The sequence below is a fragment of the Bacillus sp. cl95 genome (genome assembly GCF_900115925.1).
Taxonomy (GTDB): Bacteria; Bacillota; Bacilli; order Bacillales; family Cytobacillaceae; genus Neobacillus_A.
This window is the reverse complement of sequence record NZ_FOYF01000002.1, coordinates 344,911-365,040: the sequence shown is the minus strand read 5'-3', so window position 1 is coordinate 365,040 and position 20,130 is coordinate 344,911. Positions and strand designations below refer to the sequence as shown.

The following is a 20,130-nucleotide window of genomic DNA, read 5'->3' as shown; positions in this document are numbered from 1 at the left end:
TCTGTTAGCACTCCTTAACGTTGAGTGCTAATTCTATTAATAAATTATCAAATTTGCAGGGATGATGTCAATCACATACACCTAAAAAATACTGAAAAACCTCATTCCCAAGAAGCCTGCCCTTTTTAGACAAAAAAATGTGGTCATTACTAGCCTCTAGCCATTTACGTTCCTGAAGCTCCTGAATTTGTTTTTGAAAAAATACAAAAGGATCTTTTCCAAACTTGTTTATGAAGTGAGTCCGCTCAATTCCTGCCGTTTTACGCAGGCCTAAGAACATTTCTTCTTCCATGCGCTCCGAATCCTTTACGAAATGCTCATCAAGAATCGGAAGTTTTCCACCGCTTACAGAATCGATATACCTATTCACAGGTCCAATATTCGACGTTCTATAACCACCAGTATATCCATGTGCACCTGCACCGAAGCCGAAATAGGGTTCATTGTTCCAATAAGTTAGGTTGTGCCTGCTCTCAAAACCAGGTTTTGCAAAATTGCTGATTTCATATTGTATAAAACCTTGTTTATCCATTTTTTCCATTAATAATTCATACATACTTGCTTCTGCATCCTCACCAGGAACAGAAAGTTTGCCTTTTCTCAAAAGATTATAAAAAACCGTTTTTGGTTCGATGATCAAGGAATACCCAGAATAATGGCTGATATCAAGAGTGAATGCTGTATCAATGGATTGCTGGAAATCCTCGATTGTTTGACCAGGTAAACTGTAAATTAAATCAATACTTATATTTTCAAATCCCGCTTTTTTAGCTTCTGTTACAGACCTAAAAACGTCTTCAGCACGATGCACTCTACCTATTGCCTTCAATAAATCATCATTAAACGATTGGACACCAAAACTGATTCGATTTACACCTGAACCTTTCAATATCCTTATTTTTTCCGAAGACAAATCTCCAGGATTTGCTTCAAATGTGTATTCGGTGTTCTCATCAAAAGGCAAATGCTTTCCAATAATCGAACATAGTTTTTCTAATTGTTTTTCATTTAATGCTGTCGGAGTACCTCCACCAACAAAAATTGTTTCCAGTCTGTCTACAGGATACTTTTCAAGCGATAATTTGATCTCACTTTCGAGAGCTTCAAGATACTCATCTATAGGCTGTCCTTTAGAAAAGACTTTGTTGAAATCACAGTAGTGACAAATGTGTTCACAGAATGGGATATGGATATAGGCAGCTCTTATCAAGTTTTACACTTCCTTTGTTAGAAAAACGCAAGCGCCAATTGACGCCAGGCTAAACAGTTATCATCGTATTTTCACTATAATAAAAAAGGTCAGGGACGCTCATACACCAAGCACCCCTAACCTCCAAATTGAATTTTTTTGACTCGAGGAAGTTTTATTTTACTTCTTCGGAGTGTTATCGTCCATTTTCAAGACTGCCATGAATGCTTCTTGAGGAACCTCAACGGATCCTACTTGCTTCATACGCTTTTTACCTTCTTTTTGTTTATCTAACAATTTACGTTTACGTGAGATGTCCCCACCATAACATTTTGCCAATACGTTTTTACGCATTGCTTTAATAGTTGATCTTGCTACGATTTTTTGTCCAACCGCAGCTTGAATAGGAACTTCGAATTGTTGACGAGGGATTAAATCCTTCAACTTTTCAACAATAATCTTTCCTCTTTCGTAAGCAAAGTCTTTATGGACGATGAAACTTAATGCATCGACTTTTTCAGTATTCAACAAAATATCCATCTTGACTAGCTTGGATGGTTGATATCCGATTAGCTCGTAATCAAAAGAAGCATAGCCTTTTGTACTTGATTTTAACTGATCAAAGAAGTCATACACGATTTCAGCCAATGGAATGTGGTAGACAATGCTTACACGGTTCTCATCCATGTATTGCATATCAATGAAGATCCCACGTTTTTGTTGGCATAACTCCATAATCGCACCAACATAATCGTTCGGCGCCATCATTGTCGCTTTTACGTATGGTTCTTCAACACGGTCGATTTTCTGTGGGTCAGGCATATTGGATGGATTATCAACATTTACTTCGGTACCATCTGTCATGATGACATGATAGATAACACTTGGAGCAGTTGTAATTAAATCAATTTTAAATTCGCGTTCAATTCTCTCTTGAATGATTTCCATATGAAGCAATCCTAAGAAACCGCAGCGGAAACCGAAGCCTAATGCTTGAGACGTTTCTGGTTCGAATTGCAGGGCAGAGTCATTCAACTGTAATTTTTCAAGAGCTTCACGAAGGTCATTGAATCTTGCTGTATCAATTGGGTAAAGACCGCAATATACCATTGGATTCAGTTTTCGATATCCAGGCAATGCCTCTGTAGCACCATTTTTGGCATTTGTGATCGTATCACCAACACGAGTGTCGCCAACATTTTTGATGGCAGCCGTTAAGAACCCAACGTCCCCAACAGTTAATTCATCACGCAATGTTGCCTTCGGTGTGAAAACTCCTACTTCAATTACTTCAAATTCCTTACCAGTTGCCATCATCCGAATCTTGTCACCGACTTTTACAGAACCGTCAACGACACGGATATAAGCGACAACCCCTCTATATGCATCATATAAAGAGTCAAAAATCAGTGCTTTTAATGGAGCACCAGGATCTCCCGTTGGAGCTGGCACCGTATGAACTACTTGTTCAAGGATATCTTCAATTCCAATACCTGCCTTTGCAGATGCCAATACAGCTTCTGATGCATCAAGTCCAATTACGTCTTCGATTTCATTTCGAACGCGTTCTGGGTCCGCACTAGGCAGGTCAATTTTATTGATAACTGGTAAGATTTCAAGATCATTGTCTAATGCCAAATATACATTCGCAAGTGTTTGAGCTTCAATACCCTGCGCTGCGTCTACAACCAGGATCGCACCTTCACACGCAGCAAGACTGCGTGAAACTTCGTACGTAAAGTCAACATGTCCAGGGGTATCAATCAAATGGAAAATGTATTCTTCTCCGTCTTTCGCTCTGTATGTGAGCTGGACAGCATTTAATTTAATTGTAATTCCACGTTCTCTTTCCAAGTCCATAGAATCAAGTAGCTGGTCCTTCATTTCACGCGAAGTCAATGCATTTGTCTTCTCTAGAATTCTATCCGCCAGCGTAGATTTACCATGGTCAATATGGGCGATAATCGAGAAATTTCTTATCTTGGATTGTCTTTTTAATTTGTCTTCTAAGTTCATATCGTTCACTCCTACTATACTCGCACATGTACACTATTTCTGATTATATCAGTACGATTATGAAGATTCAACGAAAACTAGATTCTCATGTAGAGCCTACCTTTCTAAATGAACACTATTAAAACATCAAGATCACAAGTAAATAGAGCGAAATAAAACAAGGGCGGCACCTTATTTGGCCCGCCTTTACTCCTCTTTTTCATTTCCGAATATGAGGTCTATCAATTGTTGAGCACCTGTTGAAATACCATTAGAAATCTTCTTACCTAAATCAGAAAACATATTGAATGCCTTCAAACCTTCCAGCTTTTGTTTCTTAGCTTCAATGTCATGACTAGCAATTTCATTCCCCAATAATGAGGCATGAACGTTTCCGTCCTCATTTTCTTTGACAGCAATGGCACCTTTAAAATCAGGGTCATCATATCCCTTCATTTTATGAATGCCATCATTCGCCATCTGCATGCCTGCTAAGGCCGAAATGAACATCAAAGACACCACTACAAAAAACTTAAGAAAGAAAAGTTTCACCCTACCACCTTCTCTATTGGCTGCTAGCAGGTTGCTCGTTTGTTGCATCCACCTTTTCAGCTTGCCAATAATATTCACTGAACACATCTGCGAGCGCTTCAGCTGATCGATACAATTCTTCGAAAGTATTATCGACACCACCAAATTCTATTAACAATGCATTTCCGGATAAATCTTGATTAAATTTTCCATTTGTCTGTTTACCTTGCTTCTCGATAACTGATCTACTTATTCCAGGGTATTTCTTATTGAGTCTTTCATGCAAATCTTTCGCTAATGCAAGGTTTTTCTCATAATTGCTATGTTCTGCACCAATAACAAATGCCAACCTAGCATATGACTGCCCATTAATGACCTTAGTAGTTTCTGCTTTTCTGCGTGAATCACGATGGATATCGATAAAATATTGCAGTTCCTTATTTCCGGCCATCGCCTGTTGCACGACCGGACGCGATTCTTTATAGGCACTGCCAAATCCTAGCCCTTTGTTATTTAAAATCCCCATCACATCTGTCTTATCAACTGATGTTCCCACTCCCTTACTCTCTAAACTTTCTTTCAGCCTGTCCCCAATTTTGGTAACGTTGATCTGAGAGTGATAGGCTCGGTCAGCATCCGTGACACCTTTAAGATACGGAAGATAGGATTCTCTTGTATGGGTAAAATAAACATATACAACTTTTCGTCCGCCAGTAGATGAAGGCGGTGGATTTCCAGGTGGGTTTTCGGCGGCTTCAATATCATCCAAATTTTGAAGTGCAGCTTCCCTCTCAGCCTTCATAATCTCGATAGGTGGTGCGGACTCAACAGGCATATTCGTGTAGTCCGAACCTTCACTTGCGGCAATAATTTTTCCATCATAAAAGGAAAAGCCAGGGAGTTCTCTACCTAGCAAACTTCTTGGATCGTCCAGATTGATATTCGCTGAGGCCTTGAACATCATGTTGGCAACACTTGGTTTACTGCTTTTGTCAGCCACCTGTAGGAAGTGGTGATTCTCCCAACCCATCAAATGAAAGAGGACAGCCCCTGTTAAATGATTGGAAGCCTGATTTAATGAATTTGAAGATAAGCGGTACTCTGGTCTTAATGAAGTCAACAATCCACTAATTGAAAAAATCAGCATCATAAACATAAGCATGGAAATAATCACTTTAATTACATTTGACCCTTGGATGGTAACAAGCAATCCTGATGATCGGGAATTTTTCATGGTTCCACCTCTCTAAAACGATTCTAGTAAATCATATGCTCTACTAGAGATGATAGAACCACGAATCCCTACTTCGTATAGAAACCTGTATTATCCTGATCAACAGATGTATGCAATGCAGCATTCAGTCCATTAGCCACCAAATTTGCCATATCTTCAATGAATACGTCTACTTCTTTTGGAGTCACCATCAAATTGTGACCCAGAGGAGATAAAACTTCATATATTAATTTTCTTTTTTCCTCTTCTTCCAAATTCCCTATCATTCCTAAGAAAGTTTTTCGGTGATGCTCTTCTGGAAGGTCTTCATCAGTCAGAACTTTCCTTTTGCCAAAATTCATCCCAGCTGGTGCGAGAGCTCTCGAAGGTCGATCTCCTTCTCTCAATTCTTTCCCAAAGTGTTTTAGGATAAAGTCAATCGTATCACTCGTAATAGAAACAGCATCTACAACGGTTGGAATACCAATGGCAATGACAGGAATTCCTAGCGTTTCTTTGCTTAATTCTTTCCTCTTATTTCCTACTCCAGATCCAGGATGGATTCCAGTGTCAGATATCTGAATAGTCGAGTTCACCCTTTCAATCGACCGAGCAGCCAATGCATCAATCGCAATGACAAAATCAGGCTTTGTCTTGTCAACAACTCCAATTACGATGTCGCTCGTTTCAATCCCAGTTAACCCCATTACACCAGGAGATAGGGCACTAACAGGACGATAACCTTCTTCCACATTTTCGGGTTGTAATTGAAAAAGGTGCCTTGTTACCAATAGATTTTCACAAACGAGTGGACCTAGTGCGTCAGGAGTAACATTCCAATTCCCAAGCCCTACAACAAGACAGGATGCATCCTTGTTTATCCCGCAGCCCTCGATAAATTGGGAGAATTCTTGTGCAAAAATTCTTTCTACCTTTTGCTGAAGATCTGTGTCTTGTTGACGTATGCCCACAGCTTCCATTGTTAAATACCTTCCTGTTTTCTTGCCGAGTGCCTTTTCTCCCTCAGGTGTAATTTCAACCAAGGATATTTTTATGTCTTCTACTTCTTTTTCCTTTATAATGACGCCTTCAAGCTGGGAGACATTCTCGCGTTCTTGTACAGAATCCAATTTTTCAGCCAATGCCATTTCACTTGCTTCCACTGCCAAGTCAGTACGAATGCCATATGCACTTAAATCTATTGATTCTTCCATTAATACCCCTCCATTTACTAGGCTTATTTACAAAATTAACTATTTTCTATCTTTGCCCCGTTTACTCTATCTCATTCATACTGCATACTTATCATTTTCAGCTAAGAGTATTGCAAAAAACACTCCCGTTTGATAAAATATCATTTGTTCTTAATAATTGTTATTGAATGTGAAAGTCGAGTTCATAAATAGTCTCGATTCTTTTTAGGAGGTGAATGGAATGCCAAACATTAAATCTGCTATTAAGCGTGTAAAAACGACTGAAGTTCGTAACGCTCAAAATACAACTGTTAAATCATCTATGCGTACTGCTGTTAAAAAGGTAGAAGCTGCGATTGCAAACAGCGATAACGCTGCTGCGAAAGAAGTATTTGCTGATGCGTCTAGAAAATTAGACAAAGCTGCAGCTAAAGGACTTGTCCACAAAAATGCTGTTGCTCGTAAAAAATCTCGTCTAATGAAAAAGATGAACGCGCTATAATAACTAGCTGAAGATATACTTATCTTCTCAAAAAAAACGATTCCTTTTGGGAATCGTTTTTTTATTGATTTAGTTTTAACAAAAACATTTCAACGAGTAATGACTTATTCATTCCACCCGTTTTCATTTGATAATCTGCATCTGCAAGCATTGCCATAATCCTTGATAATTCCTCATCGGAGAATTTACCTGCCTGCCCAGCCGCAAGCTTTACCCTGAATGGATGCACTTTAAGGAAAGAGGCAATTTGTTGTTGACCGTAACCTCTACGAGATAAATCCTTTACTTGATAAATCAATCGGAATTGTCCACCCAACAAAGATAAGATCTTAATGGGCTCTTCATTTTGTTTTTGTAAATCATAATAGATTCTAAGCGCATCTGACATTTTTCGTTGTAATACTTTTTCGATCAAAGCAAAAATATTCTGTTCGAGTGACCTTGCAACAAGTTTTTCTACCGTTTGAACACTAACCTTCTTTTCGGATTCTGAATATAAGGCAAGTTTGTCAACTTCGTTTGTTAACATGAATAAGTTGGTTCCAGCTAAATTAATCATAAGTTCAATGGCTTCTGGCTCAAATTCAATCCCGCTTGCTGCCGCCCTATCTCTGACCCAAAGCTTTAATTCATTTTCGTTCAACTTTTTGGCTTCCACCATTACAGCCAATTTCTTTAGTTCTTTCGTAATCTTTTTTCGTTCATCCAGTTTTTCATAGGGTGCCGAAAAAACAACAACTGCATATGGGGAAGGCGTTTTTAGATAAGCTTCCAGTTTTGCTATGTTATGTTCTACCTTATCCTTTGTTTTCTCCGCTGTCAGAAAACCAGGATTATGAAGAAAAATGACTCTTTTTTCACCCATAAACGGAAAAGTTTCCGCATCTTCAAGTGCCACTTCTATTGGAGTTTCTTCTAAATCATATGTAGATAAGTTAAAATCCATTTCTTCTTCTGCTAACACTTGATTAAGCAACAATTGCTTTGTTTCATTAATGAGAAAAGCTTCTGTTCCATATAGTAAATATACGGGAGCAATTTGCTTTTGCTTAATCTGTTTCCAAATATCGAGTACCATAAATCAACGCTCCCCTGAAAAGTTCATACTACCCTTATCCTAAAGAAGCTTGGACTATTTGACAAGTACTCAAAGGGAATTGACTACTCCCATGAGTGCCAATTCCCGATCTATAGTAAACGTCGACAATAAAAGTCCCGGGATGCTTAATTATCGACGGGAAACCCTATTCATATCAGTATTTTTGCCGGAAAGGGTAAAACTATTTGTGACAACTCTTGTCAGTTGATAATTGATTAAGCGTATGCTAGATTTTTTTTATGGAATCGCTTATACTATAAAGGATATAGGAGGGGTAGACTGTGAATGAATTTGAAAAAGAAGTTCAAAGTAATCGTAACGATGCAATCGACTCTGGTGTAGGCTTTATCGTTTCTTTCGGTTTCTTTGCAACGATGTTTATCATCGCAACAGTCATCAAACTAATCGGTTCATAAGAATGATGGCTACATATTACCAGGTGTGCATACACGGAGACTGCATTTGATGCAGTCTCTTTTCGTTGTAGAAAAAGGCCCCCAGGGCATAGTCTACTTTAGTCCGTACGCGACTTTTTCTTGGTGATTGCTACATATTATGGAACATAGACGGAAAAGGTTCCCCCTTCATTAGAAAAACGATAAGTAATGGCTCCGTTCTCATCTGTCCTTAACACCCTACTCCCGATAGCCTGCAATTTATCAAGCACTTCCCTATGAGGGTGACCAAAGCGATTACCCTTACCAGCTGAAATGAGTGCCCATTGGGGTTTTATTTGCTGAATGAAAATATCCTCTGAAGAATATTTGCTGCCGTGATGCCCGACTTTTAGTACATCTACCTTTAGAGAGGGATATGACTTCATTAATCTCTCCTCTCCCAATGAATCAAGATCTCCTGTGAAAAGCCAGTTCATTTCACCCATATTTGCTAAAATGACAATGGAGCCACTATTGCTTTCCCCATCGAAATTCTCTTTTGGATTCAATATTTCAAATGAATAAGGTCCTGATTTCCAGTAGTCCCCTTTCGAAACTTTAACGATTTGAATCTGTTTTTGCTTAGCCAGTTTAGCTACCTCTTTAACAGTCTCTGACGTTTCTTTTACACTGGGGATTAAGATTTCCTTTACCTTTATCCCATTTAGTACACCTACTGCACCTCCAACATGATCCATGTCACCATGAGTCAGGATAAGCTTATCAATTGTCGAGACGCCTTTCCCATTCAAGAATTTAACGACTACATCTCTTCCTATTTCAAACTCTTTCGAACGCCTTCTCCACTCTTCCTGTTCGAATTTCAATACGCCCCCAGTGTCGATCAAGTATGTACCATGATTATTTGGCAACCTAATGAAAATACAATCTCCTTGACCTACGTCTAAAATCGTCACTTCTCCCTCGGGATGGAAATGGGAGGCGAATGGAAGAAAGATAACAAAAATCCAAGGCAGGAATATGATGACCCACAATTTCTTATCAAAAGAGTGTCTTTCCCAATATACATGTACAAAAATAATCAAAAGAATTATGACTATAGTAAGGAATGATCCTAGTCTACCCGTAATGACTTCAAAATACTGAAGCGTTGATAACTTGATAGCCAGTTTATTTGAAATGGATATAAATAATGACAGGACTTTTTCAATAGACATTGGCATGTATCCGAATAATTTTCGAAGGAAGTAGAGGAAGAACACAGAGGGCATAAAAACAAAAGAAAACAAAGGAATATATATGAGATTGACTACAACTCCTAGAATGGAGGTCTTAAAGAAAAAGAACAAAATGAAAGGAATTGAACATAACTGAGCAATATAGGATGTTGTCAGCAACAATGCTAGCTTATCACTAGCTTTCTTTAAAATAACCGGGGCCGACAAAACTAGACCAAGGCTTACTGAAAATGATAATTGAAAACCGACATCATAAACCACCAATGGATCCATTAGCGTTAATAAAAGAAACGAAAAAGATAGACCGTCGATTGCCCCAACTTTAAATGAAAATTTTCTTTTTGAAAAAAACATGATACAAATCATCATGAGAACGGATCGATTAACGGAGGGAGTTGCTCCAGCCAGAACCGAATATATGGGGAGTATTATATAAAGGAATTTTTTCATAGACTCTCTCATGAATCCCACTCGAATCCCTAGATAATAGATCATAGCGGCTAGCAAGGAAACATGTAATCCTGAAATGGCTAGTAAATGAATGACGCCAATTTTCTGATAGGCATTTAGGATATCTTGGTGAATGAGACTGCGTTCTCCAAAAATCATTGCAGCGGTAATAGGGGCAATCGATGGGGGGGAATTTTCTTCAATCATCTTAATCTCTTTGTCCCTTACCCTTCTGAGTTCAAGCAAAGGATGAGCTAATGAAGGTTTTTGAGGTACTATTTCAAGACTCTTGATATCTGCAATCCAATATATCCTCTTTCTTTCTAAATAGATTTTGTATTGAAAGGAATTAGGATTGTTAAACGATGTTGGCTTTTTTAAATCGGCTTCAATTTTACAAATTGCGCCTATCAGTAATGTTTTTTGAAGTACTAATTTCTCTTCTTTTGTTTTCATTTTATACGATAGATAAATCTTCTCTTTATTTTGTATGTGATAGGCTACAGCTTTAAGTCGGTCTCCATCGAAACTAATTCCATCATCGATTCTTACCGAGAAAGAACTTTCATGGCCCGAAAATTTAGAAATTCTTTGCTGATCGAGAAGATTGGCTGTGAACAAATATATAGAAAAAAACGCCACAATCAAAAGAAAAAAGACATTGGAAAAATTCTTGAAGCTATACAGACAAAAGATAAAGAGGAGAAACAATAAAAAATACCATTGCCACCTCTCTGTAGAGCTTAAAATGCCTAATAAGGCAGCAATTGAAAAATAAAAGAGTCTACCATTCATTTTCCCGCTCCAATTATTATTGAAAGTGCCGTTGTCGGCACTTTCATTAGTTATGGCTCTTTTCGTAAACTTTGTTGTTATTGGAACAAGAAAAAGCCGGCTGTAGGGCTTTTTCTATACTGAAACCCAAAATTTAACATTGAGGAAAAGAGCACGAAATAAGAATTTATACGAGTTATATCATTTTTCGTAAAAGCAACAATCATTGCGAAAACAGCCTTAGTTATTGTTCAAATACTGACAAATCGATTGTTTTTTCCTTTAGTTCTACTTGTAATACCTTTACATGTGCCATCTCAAATAATTGAACTGCATACGGATGATTTTTGTAATCTTTTGCATAATATACTGTTTTAATTCCTGCCTGAATAATTGCTTTACAGCATTGAAGACAAGGAAAATGAGTAACATAGATTTCTGCTTCGGCGGTAGGTACTCCAAATTTTGCACATTGCAATAATGCGTTCATTTCTGCGTGTATGGTTCTTACACAATGGTTTTCTATTACGTAACAACCATCATCTATGCAGTGTTCACCACCTGCTATCGAACCATTGTAACCTCCTGCAATGATTCTTTTATCTCTTACAATCGTTGCCCCTACAGCTAAACGTGTACAAGTGCTTCTAAGTGCCAGCAAATGACTTTGAGCCATGAAATATTGATCCCAAGAAATCCTTTCCACCGAAAATCCTCCCCTTCAACTCTATGGTGTAAAATACTTGTCCTTTAAAGTTTACTTTCCTTTCTTGACGATGGTCAATTATTATTTGACCGTAATGAAATCCTTTAATTTCTCGAAGGTCTTATCACCGATACCGCTTATGTTTTTTATGTCATCGATTGTTTTGAATCCTGTGGATTCCCTATATTCAATAATAGCTTTAGCTTTAGCGGGACCAACACCAGGAATCATTTGCAATTCCGTTTCATTAGCTTGATTCAAATTAATTTTGTCTGGACTATCCTCTTGTTTCGATCCTGTACTACTATCTGCAATTTGAATTTTTTCCTCCCCTATTTTTGGGACATAAATGACCATCTCGTCCTCAATATGTGCAGCAAAATTCACTTGATTTGGATCTGCTGTTTCGGTTAACCCCCCCGCACGATTCACCAAATCCTTCACCCTTTCTTCAGAGGTTGCTTGAAAAACCCCTGGGTGTACAACCGCTCCTTTCACATCCACCATAAGAGTTTGAAGCGCCTGCTCCTTTTCATTTGGGACTTTCTCTTCCATTTTCTGAACAGGTTGTTCCTCGACCTCGATTTCCACCGCCTCCTTTTTAACTGTGTTCATCTCTTGACCTTGCGACTCAGGCGTTAACACATAAAAAATAACAGCTACCAACCCAGCAAAGGAAAAAATAGCTTCTTTCTTATGTTCCGACAACCAAATTTTCAAAGTGCTCATTCCTTTCTCAAGGCATATTTTTTAGAGGGATTTCATAAAGTTATACGAGAAGTCTCCATGTAACGGAGGGATGGAAACCATGAAGATAGGCATTATTGGTACGGGTAATATGGGGAGAATTTTGGCCGAGTCCTTATTAGACAAGAAAGTTGTTTCCCCTTCTTCTACTCGGATTACAAATAGGACCAAATCAAAAGCATTGTTGCTTAAAGATAAATACAATGGGTTAAGGGTGGATAAGACAGCAGAAGAAGTAGCTGCTCAATCAGATTTGGTTTTTATCTGCGTGAAACCGTTGGATATTTGGCCAATATTACAAAAAATTAAACCGTATTTGACCGAACAAAAATGTTTAGTATCAATCACAAGTCCAATCAGTGTCGAACAGTTAGAGTCCATTGTGCCTTGCTCAGTTGTTCGTGCCATTCCAAGCATCACGAACCGGGCTTTTTCAGGTGTTTCATTGCTGACTTTTGGTAATAGGTGCAGGCCAGAGTGGAAAAAAAGAATGGATGATTTGTTTTCAAAAATATCAGTGCCTGTAGAAATAGAGGAAAGTATCACACGAGTTGCTTCAGATATTGTCAGTTGTGGTCCTGCGTTTTTTAGCTATTTGTCACAACGATTCATTTCAGCAGCTACTTCACAGACAGAAATAAACGAAGAAGTGGCAACTAAATTAACAAGTGAGATGCTAATAGGGCTTGGGGAATTATTGAGACAAGGACATTATACACTGCCTACACTTCAGGAAAAGGTATGTGTAAAGGGTGGAATTACCGGAGAAGGTATTAAAGTGCTTGAAAAGGAAGTTGGAGAAATGTTTGAACATTTGTTTCAGGCAACGCATGCAAAATTCGAAGAGGATTTAGAGAAGGTACAAAAGCAGTTTTCTACTTAACAATATTCGAGAGCGCCATCACAATTCCTTCTTCTTTTAAAAAAAAATGTAAAAAGCCATCCTATAGTGGATGGCTTTTAATTTGGAAAATCATACCAATCTACTTACTCTTCCGCGCAACAAAAAATATCCTTTCGGAATCGTGAGCAAGATCTGTATGATGAAAATCAGCTACTACTTCCAACAATTCAAAACCCGCATCTGTTAGCCAAGCTGTGTATTGTTCGAGGGAATATGTTCTTTGAAAATGAAGTTCATCAACGCGGTCATATTTGCCTGTCTCTTCCTCGAGAACGAAGAAACTTAATTCATGTTCCACACTATTCGGAAATTCACCTTTAAAACAATTCCAAATATAAGAGAGTTTTTCATCTGATAAAGTATATGTTTCATCAGCAAAAACTTCATTTATTTTGTAAATGGAATGGACGTCAAACACAAATAATCCATCGTCCTTGATATGTTCATGGACTTTATGAAAAGTCTGTAATACTTCTTCTTCAGTTTGAAGGTAGTTAAGCGAGTCGCAAAATATCCCCACTACTCCATACTTCCCGATACCCTCTAACTCGGCCATATTTTGCTGAAAGAATCTTATCGATAATCCTTCACGCTCAGCTTTATCATTGGCAACTGTAAGCATATCTGAAGAAAGGTCCACCCCTGTAACCTCAAAGCCCTTTCTTGCAAACCGAACGGAAAGTTCTCCCGTTCCACATGCAAGATCGAGTAAATCTTTATGAGCAATTTGATATTTTGCCAGCTTCTCTGAAACAAAATCGCTCCAATCATCATAGGGAGCGTCAATCATCAATTCATCATAAAGATAGGCGAATCCTTCATAACTCATGGATTGATCACGCTTTGAAGATTTTCAAGCGGAGCGTCTCCCCAAAGTCTTTCAAGATTGTAGTATCCTCTTTCTTCATGATGGAAGACATGAACGACTACGTCCCCTATGTCTACTAAAATCCATCGTGCTTCGTCAAAGCCTTCCATTCTTTTTACGTCAAAACCGTTTTCTTCTGATTTCTCTTTGATTTCTCTTGCAATTGCCTGTACTTGCTTATCAGAGTTACCATGACAAATAACAAAATAGTCAGCAATCAGAGAAACACCTTGCATGTTTAAAGCTACAATATCTTCAGCTCTTTTATCATCAGCAGCTTTCACAGCCACTTTTAGTAATTCTTGTTGGTTCATTCTTTTTTCCTCCTAGTTTGAACGAGGTCATTGTAAGTTTGGAAGGTTTGTGGATAGACCGGCTGGCTCTTTTTCATCAAGAATCCGATTGTATTCTTCATTGCTTGGATTAAGGCTTCATCCAAATCAGAATTGGCCATGTCCCTGACTTGATCTACCCCTGGGAAGTGCCTACCCGGTTCGATATAATCCGCGACATATATAACCTTTTCAAGCAATGTCATTTGAGGTCTGCCAGCTGTATGATACCTAATCGCATCAAGAACTTCTTGATCCGTAATTCCTACTTCCTTTTCAACAAAGTAAGCACCAACTGGAGCGTGCCACAATTCTTCGTTGTATTCTAACAAATCTTTCGAAAAATTTTGTTCAATAATAACAACCTTCATTTCGTCTTTTGGCCGAAATTTAGCGTAGTCATGGAATATGGCAGCCACTTCTGCTTTTTTTACATCAGCTCCGTACTTCATGGCAAGTCCGATCGCTGTTTCCATAACACCAATTGTATGCTGATAACGATGTTCAGTCAATTGAGCTTTTACGATCATCAAGGCTTTTTCCCGATTCATATAACCGTCCTCCCATCATGTAAGAAATGACTGAATCCGGTAATAGATACTTAACAGGCTTGCCCTTTTGTATTCTAGCACGGATATCACTCGAAGATATTTCCATTTGAGGAACTTCAACATATAAAATCGGAAAATCTGATTCCACTTTATAGCCAGGACGCTGTACCCCTACAAATTTAACGAGGCTAATCAGTTCCTCAATTTTGTTCCATTTGGGCAGATACTCCACCATATCCGCACCGATGATAAAATAAAAACGGTACTCTTTATGGATTTCGGTTAAGATTTTCATCGTATCAATCGTATAGGACGGCCCATGTCGTTCGAGTTCGATTTTCTCAATCTTGAACCTCTTATTGTCGCTTATCGCAAGTTCAAGCATCTGGACTCGATCGTCATTTGAAACAGAGTTCGATCTTTTTTTATGGGGAGGTTCTTGGTTTGGCATAAACCAGATTTCTTCTAATTGGAGAGCATTCAGAACTTCATTCGCTATAAGCAAATGTCCGTTATGCGGGGGATCAAAAGTACCACCAAGTATTCCAATTTTCTTCAATCTTTTTCCTCCTTCCAAGACCGAACTTCAAGACAAGAGAATTTTTATTTATGGTAAAACAATTTGTTTGTTTTCTTTAGATTCCTTATAAAGGACAATTGTATTCCCGATAATTTGAACCAGTTCCGCTCCTGATCCTTCCACAAGCTCATGAGCTGCTTCGTTGCGGTCTTGATCACAATTTTGCAAGATACTTACCTTTAATAATTCTCTTACTTCAAGAGCCTCACCAATTTGCTTAATCATATTTTCGTTAACTCCACCTTTTCCTACTTGGAAAATGGGATTCAAATGGTGTGCTTTCGCTCGTAAAAACCTTTTTTGTTTACCTGTTAACATTTTGTTCCTCCTAGTTGTTCCATAACAATATTTTTCATTCTATTCGTTTCAGGAAATATCCCTGTCCATTTCTCAAATGCAAGCGCACCCTGAAATACAAACATTTCTATCCCGTTTTGGGTTCCGCAACCGTTTATTCTAGCTTCCCGCAAAAATTGAGATTCAAATGGATTATAAATGATATCACAAACAAAAGCATCTTTATTTAGAGACTTAAGTGACAATGGCTGTTCATTCGTTTGTGGATACATCCCAATTTGCGTCGTTTGGATAATCAAGTCATAGTCACTTAATTGCCCCTCGATCTCCTCTAACGAAATCGCAATTGAATCTACCGAATACGGACACTCACTGATAAGCTCTTCTGCTTTCGAAACGGTACGGTTAGCAATATCAATCTTTTTCACGCCTTTTTGAGCTAGTGAAAAATAAATGGCGCGTGCCGCTCCACCAGCCCCAACTATTAATGCCTTACGATTCTGGATAGAATCAATTGCCTGTTCTAAACCCCTGATAAATCCAGGACCATCAGTGTTGTAACCTACAAATTGTCCAGCTTCTTTGACGACCGTATTTACCGCACCAATTTTTAACGCTAGCTCATCAATCCGATCAAGCAAGGGCATGATGGACGTTTTATGTGGAATAGTTACGTTAAAACCTGATGCTCCAATCGCTTTTAGACCCTTTACCGCATTCGGTAAATCTTCTTTTTTTACTCTTAGAGGATGGTAATGAGCGTCAATCTTATAATAACCGAGAAGATCGTTATGCATGATTGGAGAAAGACTGTGCTCAATTGGATCACCCAAAACTGCCAATAACTTCTTCACTCACAAATCCTCCGTTATATCAACGATTTACGCAGTAACGTCTGTACACCTTTTGGAACGTAGGCAACAACCTTAGCACCTGGTTCGTTCACTGTAATCCACCCAAGACCTGAAAAGACGATGTCTGTCTTTGCTTCCTTGATCATGAATTCTTGTTTCACAAGTTCTGGAAAAGTATCTAATTGTTCAACTCTTGGTGGTGTGAGCATTTGACCTACATGCTTTTTATATAATTCAGTTGCTTGCTCTGTCTTCGTACGATGGATATTAATGTTGTTAGAGAAATGGCAAACAAACGAACGTCTACCACCGCTTACATAATCAAATCTAGCTAAACCACCAAAAAATAACGTTTGGCCTTCATTTAACTGATACACTTTTGGCTTGATTTCCTGTTTCGGAGTAATGACTTTCAAGTCCCTTTTATCAACATAATGGGCCATTTGATGATGATTGATAATCCCAGGTGTATCGATAATGGCCTTCTCATCGTCAAGTGGGATTTTAATAATATCCAAAGTAGTGCCAGGGAAATGGGAAGTAGTAATAACATCTCCATCTCCAGTAACTTCTTTAATAATGCGGTTAATAAATGTGGATTTACCCACATTTGTACATCCGACAACATAAACATCTTTGCCTTCCCGGAACTCGTCAATGGCCGCCGCTGTTTCTTTAATATTTTGTCCCTTCGCAGCACTCACGAGATAAACTTCCTCAGGTCTTAAACCCAACTCTCTCGCTTCATTCTTCATCCAATGGATCAGTTTATGATGCTTAACAGACTTCGGCAGTAAATCTACCTTGTTCCCAACTAGTAGAATTTTATTGTTTCCTGCAAAACGGTGCATACCAGGTAGCCAGCTGCCATTGAAATCGAAAATGTCGACGATTTTGACGATAAGTGCATCACTTTTTCCGATTCCATTAAGAATTTTCAAGAAATCATCATCAGTCAAGTTTACATCCTGTACTTCATTATAATGTTTCAATTTGAAGCAGCGTTGACAAACAATCATGTCCTTTTCGATTGCTGAGACCGGTGCATATCCTAATTCATTTACATTTTCGGTCTGAATTTTTACGCCACAACCTATACAAATATGTTGTTCACTCACTTATTGGTCCTCCCACTGAATCATGCCTTTTTTTCTAAACCAATTTAGTATTCTTCTTTCAACCTTGCGATTGAACTTTGTTACAAATCCGTCCGTCTGAGCTACTGGAACGACCAAAATAGTATGGAATCCATTTCGGTTCCCTCCCAAGACGTCTGTCAGTAGCTGATCACCAATAACAACTGCTTCTTCCTTCTTGATGCCCATTTGTTGGATTGCTTTGCGGAATGCTCGTCCCATTGGTTTTCTAGCTTGGAAAATGAACGGAATCCCTAAAGGATCCGAAAAAGCACGAACACGATTTTCATTATTATTTGATACGATGGTTACCAAAATCTCGTTCTTTCTCATATTGTCGAACCACGTAATTAGTTTTGGCGTTGCATATGGTCGATCCCATTCGACCAATGTATTGTCCAAATCCGTGATAATTCCTTTTATCCCTTTTTCTTTCAAAGCTTCGGGAGTGATATCAAATATACTTTTCACATGTTCTGTAGGTAAGAAATCCTTTAGCACAGTCATTACACCTCATTAATATAGATCCTTTTAATAATGTTATCATCATAACCAATTTCGCCTTCTCTTTCAAAGAAAAGTTATAAAAAGGCTATTTTTCCAAAGATTCAAAAATACTTTTCGACAAAAAACTCCGATATTTTTTTGTGGATAACTTTACTAACATTATCCCCCTTATTTCCATTACTTTTTTTCCATTTATAAACAAATTAAACACAACTTATCCACTTTTGCATGTGGATAACAGAACGATTGTTCTTGCGACTGTTGTCTGATAAAGTAAGGATACAACATATGAACTTATCATTATATGTACACTCATATATAAATAGTATCAACGAAAGTAATTAATTTTATGGCCTGGAGGTGAAATCTGGTATGCGTAAATTATCCGACGAATTATTAATCGAATCGTATCACAAAGCTAGAGAATTGAATCTCAGTTCAGATTTTATTGTCCTCATTGAAACTGAAATTCACCGACGCTCACTATCTAACCGCATTAGAAGATCATCATAAATTTGCCCTCAGGGGCTTTTTTTTTTGCTTAATAATAGAAAAAACAACGACGCAATTTTAGATTGCGCCGTGATCAATCCTTTTAATGTTTTACAATAATTCCCCGATTTTCTCTCCAACCCTGATATCTTTTGGGGTTGATATCGTAGAGTCAACCTTGAATTTACCTGCCTCGAATAATAAAACAATGGTTGAACCAAAGGTGAAATACGCCATTTCGCTTCCTTTAGTCAATAAACTACCATCATGTGTAGTTTCGATGGAATTTACAAACATCGCTCCGACCTTAACAATCGAAACATGTCCATTTTCTGTCTTCACTTCTGTAATTTTCCGATAGTTTTTTGATAGAGTATCTCTACCATATTTTAAGCCTAGTTTGTTTACAGGATACGATTTCTTTCCGAGAGTCCATTGTTTTACAACTTCCCCGCTTACCGGACTATGTATGCGGTGATAATGGCTAGGACTTAAATAGAAAATCATGTATGTCCCGCCCAGATATTTTGTTAGTACTTCTTTTTCACCAAGCATCTCACCAATAGAATACGTTTTCCCTTTAACGACAATATTACTTGTTGGCTGTATGCTCCCTATATCTTCAATAACGGCATCAACGGGGCTGACAACAGACTTTGTACCTTGATCAATAGGCCTTGCATCTTTCTTCAACCTTCTTACAAAAAGATCGTGAAGTGTCGGGAAGTCGTGTAATGATTTCTCCATTTCACTTACGTTTAAACGGTAGGTCTTTGCAAAAGATGAAACAATGAATTTACTTGCTGTAGACTGTGAAAATTTGCTTAAGAGGCCGGAAGTGAACCGTCCATTGGTAAGCTCAATCAAAAAACGATAGATGGTTTGCATGTATTTCATTCCTCCAAATGGTGTCAAAATTCTCTTTATGAACAGTCATAAAAAATTTTAAAATAAGTATTAATTATATATGATACGTTGTCATCCCACCCGATACAGAAGGAGTGAGGATTTTTGTTTTTACAAGAAGCCCTTGATCACACAATCAAAAAACTAAAAGCACAAACGGCCAATGTTCTGACAATGGCCAATTTATTTTTAGGCGGCTATTCCATCATTGAAACCACTAACGGAAATCTAAAATTAAGTTTGCTACTGATTTTTATCGCTGCATTTGCTGATCGATTTGACGGAATGACGGCGAGAAAACTTAAAATTGAATCTTCCCTAGGAAAACAACTTGATTCCATGAGTGATATTATATCATTTGGAGTAGCCCCAGCACTATTACTATATCAAGGAATTTTGCATCAACTTGGAGCACTGGGTTCTTTTATTACTATTTCTTATATTGCATGCGGGGCATTCCGACTTGCCAGATTCAATATTATGGAAGACAAAGGCTACTTCGTAGGCCTCCCAATCACCGTTGCTGGCTGTTTGGCAACCTTAAGTTTTCTCTTAGAACCGTTCCTGTCATTATATTTTTATATTTTTTATATGATGATATTATCCTTCTTAATGATCAGCCCATTTAAACTGAAGAAAATATAAAACACCCCCAATTTTTTATTTTG

Annotated in this window: 22 protein-coding genes and 1 pseudogene; 5 read left to right on the top strand and 18 right to left on the bottom strand. The window is 38.1% G+C overall.

Features of this window, described 5'->3' with window-relative positions:
- Positions 1-67: 67 nt before the first annotated feature.
- The 5 genes from hemW to gpr form a co-directional block, all read right to left on the bottom strand.
- On the bottom strand, positions 68-1,210 hold the full coding sequence (gene hemW, locus BMZ31_RS07025; RefSeq protein ID WP_090831015.1) for a radical SAM family heme chaperone HemW: 1,143 nt from the start codon (positions 1,208-1,210) through the stop codon (positions 68-70).
- A 159-nt stretch (positions 1,211-1,369) separates the two neighbouring features.
- Positions 1,370-3,205 (bottom strand): translation elongation factor 4, encoded by a 1,836-nt coding sequence (lepA, locus tag BMZ31_RS07020; protein WP_090831014.1) that lies wholly within the window; start codon positions 3,203-3,205, stop codon positions 1,370-1,372.
- 186 nt (positions 3,206-3,391) lie between these two features.
- Positions 3,392-3,784, bottom strand: a complete 393-nt coding sequence (locus tag BMZ31_RS07015; RefSeq protein ID WP_254778649.1) for a YqxA family protein — start codon at positions 3,782-3,784, stop codon at positions 3,392-3,394.
- Positions 3,750-4,949, bottom strand: coding sequence for a stage II sporulation protein P (gene spoIIP / locus BMZ31_RS07010; RefSeq protein WP_090831012.1), 1,200 nt, complete (start codon positions 4,947-4,949; stop codon positions 3,750-3,752). Before spoIIP ends, BMZ31_RS07015 begins: the two co-directional genes overlap by 35 nt.
- A gap of 68 nt (positions 4,950-5,017) precedes the next feature.
- Complete coding sequence (gpr, locus tag BMZ31_RS07005) at positions 5,018-6,142, bottom strand: GPR endopeptidase (protein ID WP_090831011.1); 1,125 nt, start codon at positions 6,140-6,142, stop codon at positions 5,018-5,020.
- A 220-nt stretch (positions 6,143-6,362) separates the two neighbouring features.
- Between gpr and rpsT the strand changes: the two genes are divergently transcribed.
- The gene (rpsT, locus tag BMZ31_RS07000; protein ID WP_090831010.1) at positions 6,363-6,623 is read left to right on the top strand and encodes a 30S ribosomal protein S20; all 261 of its coding nucleotides are present in this window, start codon (positions 6,363-6,365) and stop codon (positions 6,621-6,623) included.
- Positions 6,624-6,684: 61 nt separating this feature from the next.
- On the opposite strand, the gene holA is transcribed toward rpsT, so the two are convergent.
- Positions 6,685-7,701 (bottom strand): DNA polymerase III subunit delta, encoded by a 1,017-nt coding sequence (gene holA / locus BMZ31_RS06995; RefSeq protein ID WP_090831009.1) that lies wholly within the window; start codon positions 7,699-7,701, stop codon positions 6,685-6,687.
- Between the two features lie 302 nt (positions 7,702-8,003).
- On the opposite strand from holA, the gene BMZ31_RS06990 reads away from it, so the two are divergent.
- Positions 8,004-8,138 carry a YqzM family protein gene (locus BMZ31_RS06990; RefSeq protein WP_090831008.1) on the top strand — a complete coding sequence of 45 codons (135 nt, stop codon included), beginning with the start codon at positions 8,004-8,006 and terminating at the stop codon, positions 8,136-8,138.
- 137 nt (positions 8,139-8,275) lie between these two features.
- Here BMZ31_RS06990 and BMZ31_RS06985 read toward each other — a convergent pair whose 3' ends face one another.
- From BMZ31_RS06985 to BMZ31_RS06975, 3 genes and pseudogenes are all read right to left on the bottom strand, one after another.
- Entirely contained in the window at positions 8,276-10,603 is a 2,328-nt protein-coding gene (locus tag BMZ31_RS06985) for a DNA internalization-related competence protein ComEC/Rec2 (RefSeq protein WP_090831007.1), read from the bottom strand.
- Positions 10,604-10,844: 241 nt separating this feature from the next.
- Positions 10,845-11,288, bottom strand: a pseudogene (locus BMZ31_RS06980) (ComE operon protein 2); the annotation flags it as partial.
- Between the two features lie 81 nt (positions 11,289-11,369).
- Positions 11,370-11,996, bottom strand: a complete 627-nt coding sequence (locus BMZ31_RS06975) for a helix-hairpin-helix domain-containing protein (RefSeq protein ID WP_217644037.1) — start codon at positions 11,994-11,996, stop codon at positions 11,370-11,372.
- 100 nt (positions 11,997-12,096) lie between these two features.
- Here BMZ31_RS06975 and comER point away from each other — a divergent pair, with 100 nt between their 5' ends.
- On the top strand, positions 12,097-12,918 hold the full coding sequence (gene comER / locus BMZ31_RS06970; RefSeq protein WP_090831005.1) for a late competence protein ComER: 822 nt from the start codon (positions 12,097-12,099) through the stop codon (positions 12,916-12,918).
- A gap of 100 nt (positions 12,919-13,018) precedes the next feature.
- On the opposite strand, the gene BMZ31_RS06965 is transcribed toward comER, so the two are convergent.
- The 8 genes from BMZ31_RS06965 to BMZ31_RS06930 are packed head-to-tail and all read right to left on the bottom strand — an operon-like array spanning position 13,019 to position 18,058.
- Positions 13,019-13,768, bottom strand: a complete 750-nt coding sequence (locus tag BMZ31_RS06965; protein WP_090831004.1) for a class I SAM-dependent DNA methyltransferase — start codon at positions 13,766-13,768, stop codon at positions 13,019-13,021.
- Entirely contained in the window at positions 13,765-14,121 is a 357-nt protein-coding gene (gene rsfS / locus BMZ31_RS06960) for a ribosome silencing factor (RefSeq protein WP_090831003.1), read from the bottom strand. Before rsfS ends, BMZ31_RS06965 begins: the two co-directional genes overlap by 4 nt.
- On the bottom strand, positions 14,118-14,690 hold the full coding sequence (gene yqeK, locus BMZ31_RS06955) for a bis(5'-nucleosyl)-tetraphosphatase (symmetrical) YqeK (protein ID WP_090831002.1): 573 nt from the start codon (positions 14,688-14,690) through the stop codon (positions 14,118-14,120). Before yqeK ends, rsfS begins: the two co-directional genes overlap by 4 nt.
- Positions 14,644-15,249, bottom strand: coding sequence for a nicotinate-nucleotide adenylyltransferase (locus tag BMZ31_RS06950; protein ID WP_090831001.1), 606 nt, complete (start codon positions 15,247-15,249; stop codon positions 14,644-14,646). Before BMZ31_RS06950 ends, yqeK begins: the two co-directional genes overlap by 47 nt.
- A 48-nt stretch (positions 15,250-15,297) precedes the next feature.
- Complete coding sequence (gene yhbY, locus BMZ31_RS06945) at positions 15,298-15,588, bottom strand: ribosome assembly RNA-binding protein YhbY (protein WP_090831000.1); 291 nt, start codon at positions 15,586-15,588, stop codon at positions 15,298-15,300.
- Positions 15,582-16,421 (bottom strand): shikimate dehydrogenase, encoded by an 840-nt coding sequence (gene aroE / locus BMZ31_RS06940; protein WP_090830999.1) that lies wholly within the window; start codon positions 16,419-16,421, stop codon positions 15,582-15,584. Before aroE ends, yhbY begins: the two co-directional genes overlap by 7 nt.
- 14 nt (positions 16,422-16,435) lie before the next feature.
- Complete coding sequence (gene yqeH / locus BMZ31_RS06935; protein WP_090830998.1) at positions 16,436-17,539, bottom strand: ribosome biogenesis GTPase YqeH; 1,104 nt, start codon at positions 17,537-17,539, stop codon at positions 16,436-16,438.
- Positions 17,540-18,058: a YqeG family HAD IIIA-type phosphatase gene (locus BMZ31_RS06930; protein ID WP_090831384.1), complete on the bottom strand. Its 519-nt coding sequence runs from the start codon at positions 18,056-18,058 to the stop codon at positions 17,540-17,542. It abuts the gene before it with no gap.
- A gap of 378 nt (positions 18,059-18,436) precedes the next feature.
- Here BMZ31_RS06930 and BMZ31_RS06925 point away from each other — a divergent pair, with 378 nt between their 5' ends.
- On the top strand, positions 18,437-18,577 hold the full coding sequence (locus BMZ31_RS06925) for a sporulation histidine kinase inhibitor Sda (protein WP_090830997.1): 141 nt from the start codon (positions 18,437-18,439) through the stop codon (positions 18,575-18,577).
- Positions 18,578-18,667: 90 nt separating this feature from the next.
- Here the strand turns inward: BMZ31_RS06925 and BMZ31_RS06920 are convergent, their stop codons facing one another.
- Positions 18,668-19,444, bottom strand: a complete 777-nt coding sequence (locus BMZ31_RS06920; RefSeq protein ID WP_090830996.1) for a phosphatidylserine decarboxylase — start codon at positions 19,442-19,444, stop codon at positions 18,668-18,670.
- A gap of 123 nt (positions 19,445-19,567) precedes the next feature.
- Between BMZ31_RS06920 and pssA the strand changes: the two genes are divergently transcribed.
- Positions 19,568-20,107, top strand: a complete 540-nt coding sequence (gene pssA / locus BMZ31_RS06915; protein ID WP_090830995.1) for a CDP-diacylglycerol--serine O-phosphatidyltransferase — start codon at positions 19,568-19,570, stop codon at positions 20,105-20,107.
- The last annotated feature ends 23 nt before the right edge of the window (positions 20,108-20,130 follow it).